Origin of the sequence: Vibrio nitrifigilis (assembly GCF_015686695.1) — a bacterium.
Taxonomy (GTDB): Bacteria; Pseudomonadota; Gammaproteobacteria; order Enterobacterales; family Vibrionaceae; genus Vibrio; species Vibrio nitrifigilis.
This window is the reverse complement of record NZ_JADPMR010000004.1, coordinates 590655-603111: the sequence shown is the minus strand read 5'-3', so window position 1 is coordinate 603111 and position 12457 is coordinate 590655. Positions and strand designations below refer to the sequence as shown.

At 42.4% G+C, this 12457-nt stretch carries 13 protein-coding genes; 3 read left to right on the top strand and 10 right to left on the bottom strand.

The window, feature by feature from the left end; all coding sequences use genetic code 11:
• Positions 1-93: 93 nt before the first annotated feature.
• The 3 genes from I1A42_RS18990 to I1A42_RS18980 form a co-directional block, all read right to left on the bottom strand.
• The gene (locus I1A42_RS18990; RefSeq protein ID WP_196124460.1) at positions 94-630 is read right to left on the bottom strand and encodes a GNAT family N-acetyltransferase; all 537 of its coding nucleotides are present in this window, start codon (positions 628-630) and stop codon (positions 94-96) included.
• Between the two features lie 69 nt (positions 631-699).
• Positions 700-1719 (bottom strand): lipoate--protein ligase, encoded by a 1020-nt coding sequence (locus I1A42_RS18985; RefSeq protein WP_196124458.1) that lies wholly within the window; start codon positions 1717-1719, stop codon positions 700-702.
• A 401-nt stretch (positions 1720-2120) separates the two neighbouring features.
• Positions 2121-2480: a DUF3024 domain-containing protein gene (locus I1A42_RS18980; protein ID WP_196124456.1), complete on the bottom strand. Its 360-nt coding sequence runs from the start codon at positions 2478-2480 to the stop codon at positions 2121-2123.
• 226 nt (positions 2481-2706) lie between these two features.
• On the opposite strand from I1A42_RS18980, the gene I1A42_RS18975 reads away from it, so the two are divergent.
• A complete protein-coding gene (locus I1A42_RS18975; protein ID WP_196124454.1) occupies positions 2707-3531 on the top strand; it encodes a phosphate ABC transporter substrate-binding protein in 825 nt (274 codons plus the stop codon).
• An 84-nt stretch (positions 3532-3615) separates the two neighbouring features.
• Here I1A42_RS18975 and I1A42_RS18970 read toward each other — a convergent pair whose 3' ends face one another.
• The 6 genes from I1A42_RS18970 to I1A42_RS18945 form a co-directional block, all read right to left on the bottom strand.
• Positions 3616-4287 (bottom strand): MaoC family dehydratase, encoded by a 672-nt coding sequence (locus tag I1A42_RS18970; RefSeq protein ID WP_161154614.1) that lies wholly within the window; start codon positions 4285-4287, stop codon positions 3616-3618.
• A 345-nt stretch (positions 4288-4632) separates the two neighbouring features.
• Entirely contained in the window at positions 4633-5586 is a 954-nt protein-coding gene (locus tag I1A42_RS18965) for an acyltransferase (RefSeq protein WP_196124452.1), read from the bottom strand.
• Positions 5587-5927: 341 nt separating this feature from the next.
• Entirely contained in the window at positions 5928-6974 is a 1047-nt protein-coding gene (gene trpS / locus I1A42_RS18960; protein ID WP_230389800.1) for a tryptophan--tRNA ligase, read from the bottom strand.
• A gap of 321 nt (positions 6975-7295) precedes the next feature.
• Positions 7296-7487 (bottom strand): DUF1289 domain-containing protein, encoded by a 192-nt coding sequence (locus I1A42_RS18955; protein WP_196124450.1) that lies wholly within the window; start codon positions 7485-7487, stop codon positions 7296-7298.
• Positions 7488-7524: 37 nt separating this feature from the next.
• Complete coding sequence (locus tag I1A42_RS18950; protein ID WP_196124448.1) at positions 7525-8265, bottom strand: SDR family NAD(P)-dependent oxidoreductase; 741 nt, start codon at positions 8263-8265, stop codon at positions 7525-7527.
• Between the two features lie 183 nt (positions 8266-8448).
• The gene (locus tag I1A42_RS18945) at positions 8449-9201 is read right to left on the bottom strand and encodes a ribonuclease T2 family protein (RefSeq protein ID WP_196124446.1); all 753 of its coding nucleotides are present in this window, start codon (positions 9199-9201) and stop codon (positions 8449-8451) included.
• 278 nt (positions 9202-9479) lie between these two features.
• Here I1A42_RS18945 and map point away from each other — a divergent pair, with 278 nt between their 5' ends.
• Positions 9480-10277, top strand: coding sequence for a type I methionyl aminopeptidase (gene map / locus I1A42_RS18940; RefSeq protein ID WP_196124444.1), 798 nt, complete (start codon positions 9480-9482; stop codon positions 10275-10277).
• Between the two features lie 330 nt (positions 10278-10607).
• The gene (locus I1A42_RS18935; RefSeq protein ID WP_196124441.1) at positions 10608-11048 is read left to right on the top strand and encodes a hypothetical protein; all 441 of its coding nucleotides are present in this window, start codon (positions 10608-10610) and stop codon (positions 11046-11048) included.
• 199 nt (positions 11049-11247) lie between these two features.
• Here I1A42_RS18935 and qhpR read toward each other — a convergent pair whose 3' ends face one another.
• Positions 11248-12306: an AraC-like transcriptional regulator QhpR gene (gene qhpR / locus I1A42_RS18930; RefSeq protein ID WP_196124439.1), complete on the bottom strand. Its 1059-nt coding sequence runs from the start codon at positions 12304-12306 to the stop codon at positions 11248-11250.
• Positions 12307-12457: the final 151 nt, after the last annotated feature.

Sequence of the window (12457 nt, the reverse complement as noted above, 5' to 3'; positions counted from 1 at the left end):
TTAATGAGCATATCCCTCAAATGGTCGTGAAATACAGAATGCAGAGCTTCACCAGCGAACACAAGCAAAGCTCAATGATACGAGGTGGGGTCATTACTCTGCGGGTTGTTCTGTTGCTAACAATGACATCATGACTTTATCGTGAAATGTTCCGTTTCGAAAACCAGACTGACGTAAAACCCCCTCGTGTTGAAAACCGGCGTTTTCATAGGCCTTAATCGCTGCAGGGTTTGTAGCGAATGCAGTTAAACTTAACCGATGTAACCCAATATCTTTAAAAGCATAACGTGCCACCAGTTTTGTCACTTCAGTGCCTAATCCTTGCCCCCAATATTCTTTATTACCTATTAAGATAAAATACTCGCCACTGCGATTAAGGGTACTCATCGAAGCGATCCCAGCGAACCCAATTAAGGTTTGGTTGTGCGGTTCAACTATTCCAAAAGAAATCGTACGTTTATCTTGGTTTATTGATGTAAGCCACTGCTCTACATCCCTTTTCGATTGAGGATAACGGTATGCTGATAAGCTAAATTGCGTAACATCAGACCGGCATCCCCATGCATAAAATTCATCCGTATCATCAACGCTAATAGGGCGCAAGATAAGCCGCGGTGAATGTATTATCATTTTTCTTTCCTGTTAAAAAAACGCCCCAAGCTCAACGATAAAACTTGGGGAAATAAGGTCGCGACAATGTTAACTAATTTGGGTAATCAACCAGGCGCAAAGTTCGTCCAATATTTCTTGTTCAGCAGGGTATTGTGCAATGACGTGTTGTTTCACTTGCAGAATACCCACTTCACTGTACTGAGCGCCTTGCATCTGCGCGGCGAAATGTTCAATGGGTAAAGGGTCTAACATATCCGTGTACAACTGCGCTTTTTCAATCACACCATGGACCACATCAAGATAAACATCTACCCCGCCAAATCCAAATCGTTCATTGAGCTGGTGATTAAATTGTGGAGTGCTGCCGAAATTCCACTCCCAACTACTCTGTTTGGCAAACTTTGTCTCAAACTCCGGTAAGGTCGATGAGGCTTCAGGAGAAATATATTCCACGTCAACATCAGCGCTGTTGTAATATTCTTTATAGGCCTGCATCATCACATCACAGATCATCGAGTGATCAATCTCTGGAACGATACTATTCAAGTTAATCACCCGAGATTTCACCGAAGTAATTCCTTTGGCTTGCAGTTTTTTCGGGTCTGGGTTGAGATAATTAGCCAACCGCGTCATATCCGCACTCATTAAAATGGTGCCATGGTGGAAGCCACGGTCAATAGTTTCACGGTAAGCAGAACCAGAAAACTTGCGAATCCCGTTCTCATCTTTAACGACTAAATCATTGCGGCCGTTTGCTTCACCATCAATCCCCAGCTTTGCGAGCGCGTTGAGTACAATTTGGGTCGACACCGCTTTATCGTATTCAGGTTTTCCCGCCATAAAAGTAAAACAGGTATTACCTAAGTCATGAAACACCGCCCCACCGCCAGTTTGTCGGCGAGCTAATTTCACCCCATCTTGTTCCATTTTATCCGTCTTACACTCTTTCCACGGGTTTTGAGCACGACCAATGACAACGGTATCAGCATTTTGCCATAGGAAGAGTACCCGCTGATCAGCAGACATCGAGCGAAAAATAATATCTTCTACGGCAAGGTTGAACCAGGGATTGGTCGATTGAGAGATTAGAATGCGGGTTTTGGTCATATTCGTTGCCTAAAATAGGGTTACATTGGCTGTCATCACAACACCAGTTGATATTGCTTTACTAGAAACCATAGAGGTTCAGAGATACCAATGATGAAAATTCTGTACGCGGGTATACTACCGATTTTTCATAGTGATACCAATCCTGATAACCACTTTATCGATTGTCTACGAAGAATGACAACTACAGCTCTGTGAGTCAGCTAAGAGCGTTGACTTATAGAATGGGTAACGATATCGAAAGGAAAATAACAAGCCAATGCGCATTAACGTATGTGTGTCATTGGCTGTTGAGCGACGATATAATTTTCAACGTAGAATGACTATGTCTTCAAATCAGCGTCTTGCCTAAGAACGAAACCACTCTCGCTGAAACAGCATCTTGAGGTTACTTGGTTATACTAACTCCAGAAAATGGATTTGGGGTCTTTCTCCACTTCGCGAATCAGCGCCGTTAAATCACCGCTTTTGGATAAATAGGGGTATGGGCGCCACTGTACACTGCCCGCATCATCGTCGTTATCGGCAACATACAAGGCCCACTGATTATCTGTTTGTTGCCAAACCAATTTAGCAACAAGAGAACTGTAATCACAACGAGTCGAATCCAGCTTGTAGTGATGTTGAACAAAGTGAACCCCCTGCTCTATCGACTCAAAACCCGACTTACCCATTTCAATAGGCAAGCTCTGATTTCGGTTCTGACACACCAATTCAGCTCGCCGTTCAATCTGACGTTGTATTAGGTCCACGACCGCCATGATTCAACCTCTTTCGTTATGCACTAAATAAGCAGTATCGTCATATAGCACATTTTAATCAACGACATCTGTTACAAATTGTTAGATTGATATTGCGTCTTCGACTTATACCCGCCTGTTATGAGGATTTCATTTCAGTTAGCAGCTATGATTAATCGAAACATACTCATCGTTATCTCAGATGCTACCGATAGCGAAGCGTCTATTACTGTGTTGGAGTTCATTTATGTTGAAGTTCATTATCGCCTGCTGTTTGGTGCTCGTTAGCATCCCCTCTATTGCAACTGCGAACGAAATTAACGTGTCTGGATCAACGTCTGTAGCCAGGTTGATGGATGTGCTCGCGGAACATTTCAATAAACAGCACCCCAACACGTTTATTGCCGTGCATGGTGTGGATTCCACTGCCGGGATACAGCTACTCAAAACTGGGGTTGCACACCTTGCGATGAGCTCTCGCTACTTGACTGAAAGCGAACAAGATGCAGGGTTGGCAGTGTATACTCTCGCGTTAGATGGGATTGCGGTGGTAGTAAATATAGAAAACCCCATTAAAGACATTAAGAAAGAAGACCTCTATCGTATTTATCAAGGCGAAATCACCAACTGGAAAGAACTTGGCGGACAAGATAAAGACATCGCACTGGTCACTCGAGAAGTATCGTCTGGAACACGTTACAGTTTTGAAACACTACTGGGGCTGACAAAAATCGTTCATGACCATATGGTCTCCTCTATCGTCAACCGTGCTCTGGTGGTAAACAGTAATGGTATGGTAAAAACGTTAGTTTCCCACAATCCGCAAGCAATCGGGTTTATTTCAACGGGTTCGATTGATGACTCCATTCACTCTATCAGTATCAATGGTGTGCAGCCAACACCCGCGGCCATTGCCAATCATCAATATCCGTTATCTCGCCCGTTTCTTATCCTGCATTACCCAAATAAAGATACGGTGGCCACTAATGAATTTCTGCGGTATCTATCCTCTAGTGACGCGCAAAAAACCATCGCGCAATATGGTTATATCCCCGCGCCGAAACAAGAGTAATCCGTGCCATACAGACAAAAAAAGAGCGCCCACGGTGTGGAAGCGCTCTTTTTATGTGTTGGGCTTGAAGTAGATAGAGAGTGATTAAAAGTGCAGCTGGATCACAGACATGACTACGCAGCCAGGGCGACGAATGCCGTCAATCTCGACTTTAATTTCTCTTTCTATTTCCAATCCTTTTCGAACAGGTGTGACTTTAGATAAAGTGCTCACTGCTCGGATGCGACTGCCCGATTTAATCGGGTATGGAAATCTCACCGAATTCAATCCGATGTTCACAACCATCTTGGCCGTAGGAAACAAAGGATTCTCAGGGTCGACACTGTCCGTAAGCTTAGGCAACATTGCTAATGTTAAAAACCCATGAGCAATAGTGGTCTTAAAAGGAGACTGCTCTGCTGCTTTTTCCGGATCAGTGTGTATCCACTGCAGGTCTTCCGTAACTTGTGCAAATTGATTGATTCTTTCCTGATCAATCGTCATCCATTCACCGGTATGGATGACTTCCCCAATTTGAGCCGATAGCTCATCATAGAGCTCTTGAGCTTCAGGTTTGAGTACGATTGGGTCTGGCGCAACAACATCTTCGTTGGCAGATTGTTTAAAATCACGCACCCAAGAAAACAGTTGACGATTATTCGCCTTATTTAAAAACTCACCCCAGTACTCACGAACTGTTGGGGACATCCATTGCTTGAATTCAGTGTGCTTCACTAGATTTTCAGCACGATGCTTCAAAAGATCCGCGACTTTCATCAAAACCTCATTCTCAACTAGGAAGAAATGCTAACGTCCTAATTTTGAAGTAGTTCACGCTATAGCGCAAATACTTTCGGGCGTACAAGCGTATTCTGAACACTGTTTTATACTTAATAATCAATATATTATAAATAAAACATTATTTTATTAGGCTTTGAAGAATTAGAGCCAATACACACTTTATTTCTTAATAAATTAGCAAAAGGCGAAGTTAAAGTAAGAATTGTGTCAAATATTACCAATACCCACAGTTCATTAGTGGTTTTATTCTAAAATCAAACTCTCTCACGGTGAATAAACCCGACGCATTCTATACGTTTGTTCAGTATCATTGGGCCCATGTTATTGGCCATTTAGTAATCGATAAGCAGGTAAACATACTTTTTTTAACGCGATCGCAAAGCTAACAGCTAAAACAAAAGTTAAAATGGCGATTAACCAATCAGGTTGCCAATCAGAAGGTAACAGTTGATGCTTCAAAAGTGCCATAAATAAAGGGTGACATGTATAAATCACTAAAGAGTAATCTTTACCAATATGCGCTAACGCGTTGTTATTCACATTAAGTCGTACTGCAATGAGCAACAAGGCCAAACAGAAGGGAATAACAAACAGTGGAAACTGGCGCTGAATGACAGACCGAGTCCCCTCCCCATCCAGTGCATAAGGCAACAGATATATACCCACAACACTCACTAATAGCACGATGCCACAAAGGCGCAGGTTGATTCTTTCCTGATCAATTTTGCTGACGAGATAGCCAAATACAATACATGGGACCGATATAAAGTGACGCACCCAATTGTCGTTATCCGTCAGATCTGGCAGCAGATCCACGGTAAAGTAGCACAGAACAATCGCAATACTGATCATCAACAAGCCACGTTGGGATAACTTTTGATGCAATAATTTAAACGTCAGTAAGCCAAAGATGAGCGATGATAAATACCAAAGATGAAAGGACATTCCGGAAATAATTATGGTATCAGACAGTACCCTTTCACCCACTTGTTTCACACTATAATCATGGTGAATAAAATAATAAGGAAGATAGAGTAACGAGGAGACAACAAATACTTTGGCTATTTTCAGCACCGAATGAGACAACTGACTTTCGGCGTTTTTAATGCCAATAAAATAGCCAGTCACCATAAAGAAGAATGGCACCGCCCAACGTCCTGACAAGCGGATAATTTCCGCATAAAACTGACTGAATTCATCAAACAGCCCCACATGTAAAGTGACGACGGAAAATGCCGCCACTGCTTTTAAACTATCGAGTGTATAGAGTCTCATACGCCTCCAGACCATAGAAACATCATGGTGAAATGAGTGATGAGAGTCTAAACAATCGACTTATTGAGCGCCATTACCGCACAGTTTAACAACTCACGCAGCGATAGATACAAATAAAATATTTAACAACATCCAAACATTACTGATTTTAATATTATTTTAGCCGCACTTTGCTCGGACACAATCTACGCAATCATGCTCAATGCCCCTCACTAGCCTGACATAATGGTTGATTGTAAAAATTGTCCTAAATATCACTAAATGATCTCCAAATGGCAGATTTAAAGCTTTATCAACGAACAAAAGCAAGTTTCACTTCTTACTTAGGGTATGTGGCTTTATCAAAATAAATTCAAACCAAACACATCACGCACATCAAATAGGACTTTTTGGGTTCGTTCGCGTGCTTTTTCACTGCCGCGGCGCAATACAGCAATGAGTTCACCTTTATCCGCTAAATAACGTTCACGACGCTGGCGAATTGGCGACAACATATCAAGCAAACACGCTTCAAGCACTTTTTTGGTTTGCCCATCACCCAATCCTCCCGCTTGATAATGCTCTTTAAGGCTTGCCACTAAAGCTTGGTCAGGATGAAAAGCATCAAGATAGGTAAACACGATATTCCCTTCAATTTGACCGGGATCTTCAATTCGTAAGTGATTAGGATCGGTATACATCGATTTGACAGCTTTACGTATCTCTTTTTCACTCGCGCCAAGGTTAATCGCGTTCCCCATCGATTTAGACATTTTATTTTTGCCATCAGTACTGGGTAGACGTGACGCATTACTTAACATCGCCTCGCACTCAACCAAAATCTCTTTACCCGCCAGGTTGTTGATCTTACGTACGATTTCATTAGTTTGTTCCAACATGGGCAGTTGATCATCTCCCACCGGAACACAGGTGGCTCTAAACGCGGTAATATCCGCAGCTTGAGAAATGGGGTAGGTTAAAAATCCGGTTGGGATAGATCGACCAAACCCTTTGCTTTGAATTTCCGTTTTGACCGTAGGATTGCGCTCCAGTCTCGCAACACTGACCACATTACTGTAATACATGGTCAACTCCGCTAATGCGGGTAACTGTGATTGTAAACAGATGGTGGTCAACTCAGGATCAATACCCACAGCCAAATAATCCGCGACCACATTTAAAATATTCGCTGAGACCTTTTTAGGATCGTTAGCATTATCCGTCAAGCCCTGCATATCAGCCACTAACACGGTTTGATCATGGGTATATTGAAGCTCGACTCGCTGTTTCAAGGAACCGACATAGTGGCCTAAATGCAAAGGCCCTGTCGCTCTATCGCCGGTTAAAATTCTGGTTTTCACTGCGGTGTGACTCATCGGTTGAGTCGAAGTTTTATGTGCGGTTGTCATTTCCATCATTCATCTCCAAATTGGGATCGCCGGAGATATCGTAGAGAAATGTTAGTTTATACGTTACCTTCCGGCGACGTATAAACACAGGCGTTTAGCGTCGCTCTATTTAAGAGCGCCACCAAGAAAGATTGGTTAATAGTGAGGATATAATATTCGTATTCATGCTTATCAAAGTATCAGATAGTTTTTTATCTCACAACGAAAAATCATCGAATTAGTTATGATAGTTAATTATGAAAAACCACCAGCTAATAATCTTAAGCTATACACAAATGACCGAACTGATATATATCTATGAAATTAGAAAAATGGGGCAAACTAGGAAAATTGGGGCCTATTTTTCGCCCGCTGCGCGCAACGTTGCAAAATATCTTGGCGCTCTTGAGCGTTCGCTTCATTCCAGGCCAATATTTCATTCAATGTACGAAAACAACCAACACAGACATCATGCTCATCAAGACAACAGCGTCTAATACAAGGTGACTTCACGTTAGATTGAGAGTCTTTCATACAAATTCACTTCCTTACGACAGCAAGATTAAAGAGACTACCCTGCTAATGATAAGCCACCATCAACCACCAAGGTGTGACCAACGATATAACTCGCTTGCGGAGAAAGTAAAAACTCTATCGCATCCACGACTTCTTTAGGTTGAGCAAACCTCTTAAGTGGCACTTCTTTTTCTACATCTTGACGAATGTTAGGATTCACGCCCTTTTTCAGTTCCCAGCGAGATGTCCATGTTACTCCAGGAGCGACAGCGTTAATCCGTACGCCCCTACTGATGTTTTCGAGCGCTAAAGATCGGGTTAATCCTTCAATTGCATGCTTCGTCGCACTGTACATTGATGCATTGGGTGTCGGTCTCAATCCATTAACGGAACTCATATTGACTAAGCTGGCTCCCGCTGACATCAAGTTCAATTCGTATTTCAAACACATCGCTTGTGCCCAAAAATCCAAATCCAATGTCTCTTTTAATGCCCTTAATTCCACATGCCGGTAATCGCCATTGGACGACAAGATGGGTGATGCATTATTCACCGCCACATCTAACGCGCCATAGCGTTCCTCAATGGTTTTAAACCATGCGATAAGCTGCGTGTCATCACTAATATCCAGTTCAGTATAATCGACTCGACTTAAATCTGAATTGGCGCGTACTTCTTTCTGCCATGTGCGGCTATCTTGGGAACAAGTAATAACTTGATAGCCTTTTTCGAGCCAACGCAGTACAAGCTGCAACCCGATCCCTTTCGATCCCCCTGTCACTAACGCTGTTTTCATTCAACTCTCTCTGTATTAGATAATTCATACTCCTATGATCTCAAAATACAGGATTCAGAGTTTTCTCAACCAGTGCAGGTCAAGCATTTTGGGATCGCTGAGGTATGGTTACAAATTGTTAAAAAGTCACCATATCAGAGAATTAGCATCGATACATTTGAATATAACTTTGCAATTTTAATGTTATTCACGCCCTGAATCTTCTATATAAAAACGATTGCCGCAATTTCCAGCAAAGCGAGTGGCTTGAGTGGCGCCTTGCACTAAGTCATCAAGCGAACCGCGAGTATTCAGTACCTTGGGTAACTGAACCCGTATTTCGGTTAAATAGCGTTGCGCACCTTGTTTACTGCACGATAAACGCATACGACTCACCACACGGCGACCCAGTGTTGCATCTAATTCTGTACGCATTTGTTTTGTTTGGACATTCTGCCCAAGATGCGTACGCAAATAGTCCCCTAAATGACTAGCATCGAATTTTTCTACCAGCTGTTTTGCTAACAGGAAGTAATCATCATCATCCAAGCTCTGACAAGAGCCATGTTTATTCCATTCATGGGTACCAAACGACGTTGAATAGTAAAAATTCGGCATCCAAGGGGCGATCGCTTTGACCGTGTCAGTTTTCAAATTTAAAGGTGAATCAGAGCAGTTGCCATAATGAATGCCGCATGCTTGTTTGTTTGGCCATAGCCCGTGAATCGTGAGGTGATTAATGGTAATATCACCTTGATTAAGATGGTCACACTCCTGCTTTACCCCTTGGTAAGAGACATGTTCACAAAAGCCAGGCTGCCAACTCATGGCGAGTACGTAAGAATCATAATTATTTGCCAACTGGCAACTGTCTTGCGCCCAAACATTTAAACTGGTCAATACACCACTGATTAAGACCAAAGTGCCTTTACTAAAAATATTAATTAATCGCATCATTTGATACCTACCATAAACACAATACCATCATGAGTTGCAGCCGCGTTCATTGCGTTTATTAGAATTTCCTACACAAATTACTAACTTAGACCTAAACTTTTCTTAAGCCAAACAATTTTGTAGTACAAGTTAACGTTCTCATTATGAGTCTGATAGCCAGTCATAATATGGAAGAATAATAATTGTTTTGTTGTTAAGTCCCACTTTATACTCACAAACTGTAGTAACAAAACATTATCATACATACGTATAGCAATACGATTTATAAGGACAATCCTGTGAGGCCAGAAGTCTCTATCAAAACCGGTTACGAGATTCAACATATGCGTGAATCAGGCCGGTTATTGGCTGATGTTTTTGCCCAACTCGATCAATGGATGGTCATTGGCGCCAACACTTTAGAGATTAATCAACAAGTCGAACAGTATATTTGTCATGAGTTGAGCGCTCGCCCTGCCAGTCTTGGAGCTTATGGTTATCCGTTTGCTATCAATGTATCGCCCAATAATGTGGCTTGTCACGGCATGCCAGACGAAGAGCGCAATATCCTTAGTAGCGACATTGTTAATATCGATATTACTTTAGAGAAAAACGGCTTTATCGTTGATTCCAATAAAACCTACGTTTTCCCTGATGCTAAAGAGGATGCTCGCCGCCTGACTGATATTGCCTATCAGGCAATGTGGGAAGGGATTAAGCAAGTACGCCCTGGTAATCAGTTAGGGAATATTGGCCATGCCATCCAAACCTTTGTCGAAGCAAACAATTGCAGTGTGGTGCGTGAATTTTGTGGCCACGGTATTGGACGAGTTCTGCACGAAGCACCGCAAATATTGCATTACGGGTTACCTCATACCGGGTTGGTTCTCCAAGAAGGGATGACATTTACCATTGAACCCGTGGTTAATTTGGGAACAAACCGTGTCGTCACCCTAAAAGATGGTTGGACGGTGGTCACTTGTGATGACTCATTATCCGCTCAATTTGAACATACCATTTTAGTCACTGCGAGCGGGGCTGAAGTATTAACACTCCGTAAAGAAGAGCCGCAAGATTGGCGCACTTTCACTTACTGATATCTAAAATCTCAAATAGCACATCGTTCTCACTCAGAGATACAGGTTTATACGTTAACAATCGCCTCATAACCCGAATAAGGGTAGGCCCCGTTAAAATAGTGACAATGTCACAAAGAACCTAATTTGACCATCGTTCTATCCTCTGAACGCTCAAACCACGTTTATAATACGCAGTATCATTAATTTGATACCAAGATGATACTGAACAATTTTTCAGGGCCGCTATGATGACAGTCAGATATTAAGCAGTTATGAAATGTGTCAATGATGCGAAGACATCTACGCACAGCTCTGTTTAACATTGGTGGGTAATTAAGGCTTAGATTCATGAATGTAAACATTCCAGATAATATAAACTTCGAGCGCTATTGCATCGCTCCTTTAGATGTAGCGATTGACGATCCGATTTGCTACTTATTTTTGATTGCCGATGAATTCGTTGTACATGGCACCGCCATTGTCACGACAAAAGGAGCAAACGAATGTTTGTGTAAAGCCTATTTCAAAGGCAATCAGTGTGAAGAGTCATTCGAGAATACGCAAACGCTGCGTATGGCTGGTAATGGCTATTTTTACGATAACAGCCATAGAAAGTTACAAGATGGTATCGGCCCTGCAGACCCGTGCATCTTTAAGCTAATCAGCTTGACGCTCAATGAAAAAGAAGGGAAAGGTGTCGCCACTTACCAATTTTTTGATTTCGTAACGAGTAAATGGATCACCCGCAAAAATCAACCTGCGGCTCAAATCCAAGTAACCGAAAAATAGCAGATTTTCTCTTAAATAGTTTGATATGGCTGTTTACATCTCCGTTAAAGAAAAATAGAAAGAGGTGACTTGCTCACCTCTTTTACCCCCACGTCCACTCCCCCCACTCATAACATCGATAAAGCTATCCCGTTCAAAATATACGGATGTCAAAAATGAGAGTTGAACGATAATCGACGTCATTTAGGTATAACGTAACTCAATCACCTTTGCGGTATTGGCTTGGACTCACACCAAACCAGCGGCGGAAAGCTCGCGAGAACGCACTCGTTTCCGAATAACCAAGCAACAGCCCCATTTCAGTGATCGGCAATTTTGGTTGTTGCAAATAACTGGTTGCCATTTCACAGCGCACCGATTCTAACAACTGACGAAAGGTCACCCCCTCTTGTTTTAGACGGCGTTGCAGCGTCAAACGTGAATAGCCCATTTGGTCCGCGACTTGCTCCATTTCAGGCTCACCGCTAGGTAGGCTCAGTTGAATGGTTGATTTCACTTGCTCCACCACACTCTGCTGTGGCTCACTAACGTTTAATTTTTTAAGTGCTTCAAGCATTAATTGCAACAACAAAGGGTCATGATTGGGCATCGGTCGCTGTAACACAGACTTGGGAATGATTATTGAATTAAACGGTTGATTAAAATAAACAGGTGCATCAAATACTTTACAGTGCTCGTGCCAATTACCGGGTGATGGGTGTTCAAAATGTACTTCTCTTGGCGCCCAGATAGCACCCGCGCCCTGACGTACCAAATTCAATACCATACCCATGGTTAGTTCCGCATCTTGACGTCGCGTTAATATCGCGCCATGACGAATTTGATAATCAAAACGCCACGCATCTTTTAAATCTACCAGTTGAGTAAATGTGTCGTGTTGATGCCAATGAAACGCCCGAGTAAGGTTTTTCAGCGCTTCTTCAACGGTTGCAGAACATAAGCCAATATAACCGATTAATCCGAGCTGTTGTGGCATAAACTGCTTGCCGTAATATAAACCAAAGTGTTCAAAACCTGTTTGTTGAGCCGCTTGCTCCAACACTTGGCAATAATTGGCGAGCCTTAAACTGGATGTGGGTTGCTGCAGAATTTCTGGATTAACCCCACTACGTCCCAATATCGTATCGATATCTCCCCCATTTTGTAAAATGAAGGATTCAAGACCCGTTGCTGCGGCAGCCAAAACACCTTGGTTTGCTTTGGCTCCCAGATGCATCGCATCAACAACGTGATTAGACGTAATGCTTAATGGTTCCATGACGCTTTCTCAGCTCTTTGTGGCACATTATTGGTGCATTGCAAGAAACACGCCACCATAAAATTTTCATATATTCAAAGAGTTAGAAAAATACGTCTGCGCCATTATTTACCGACTTCCCTATAAATGGGAATAACATGCACACCCATTG

Bases quoted from the DNA above. Each gene is read 5' to 3' on its own strand.
- I1A42_RS18990 (WP_196124460.1), bottom strand. From the start codon at position 630: ATGATAATACATTCACCGCGGCTTATCTTGCGCCCTATTAGCGTTGAT.
- I1A42_RS18985 (WP_196124458.1), bottom strand. From the start codon at position 1,719: ATGACCAAAACCCGCATTCTAATCTCTCAATCGACCAATCCCTGGTTC.
- I1A42_RS18980 (WP_196124456.1), bottom strand. From the start codon at position 2,480: ATGGCGGTCGTGGACCTAATACAACGTCAGATTGAACGGCGAGCTGAA.
- I1A42_RS18975 (WP_196124454.1), top strand. From the start codon at position 2,707: ATGTTGAAGTTCATTATCGCCTGCTGTTTGGTGCTCGTTAGCATCCCC.
- I1A42_RS18970 (WP_161154614.1), bottom strand. From the start codon at position 4,287: ATGAAAGTCGCGGATCTTTTGAAGCATCGTGCTGAAAATCTAGTGAAG.
- I1A42_RS18965 (WP_196124452.1), bottom strand. From the start codon at position 5,586: ATGAGACTCTATACACTCGATAGTTTAAAAGCAGTGGCGGCATTTTCC.
- trpS (WP_230389800.1), bottom strand. From the start codon at position 6,974: ATGACAACCGCACATAAAACTTCGACTCAACCGATGAGTCACACCGCA.
- I1A42_RS18955 (WP_196124450.1), bottom strand. From the start codon at position 7,487: ATGAAAGACTCTCAATCTAACGTGAAGTCACCTTGTATTAGACGCTGT.
- I1A42_RS18950 (WP_196124448.1), bottom strand. From the start codon at position 8,265: ATGAAAACAGCGTTAGTGACAGGGGGATCGAAAGGGATCGGGTTGCAG.
- I1A42_RS18945 (WP_196124446.1), bottom strand. From the start codon at position 9,201: ATGATGCGATTAATTAATATTTTTAGTAAAGGCACTTTGGTCTTAATC.
- I1A42_RS18935 (WP_196124441.1), top strand. From the start codon at position 10,608: ATGAATGTAAACATTCCAGATAATATAAACTTCGAGCGCTATTGCATC.
- qhpR (WP_196124439.1), bottom strand. From the start codon at position 12,306: ATGGAACCATTAAGCATTACGTCTAATCACGTTGTTGATGCGATGCAT.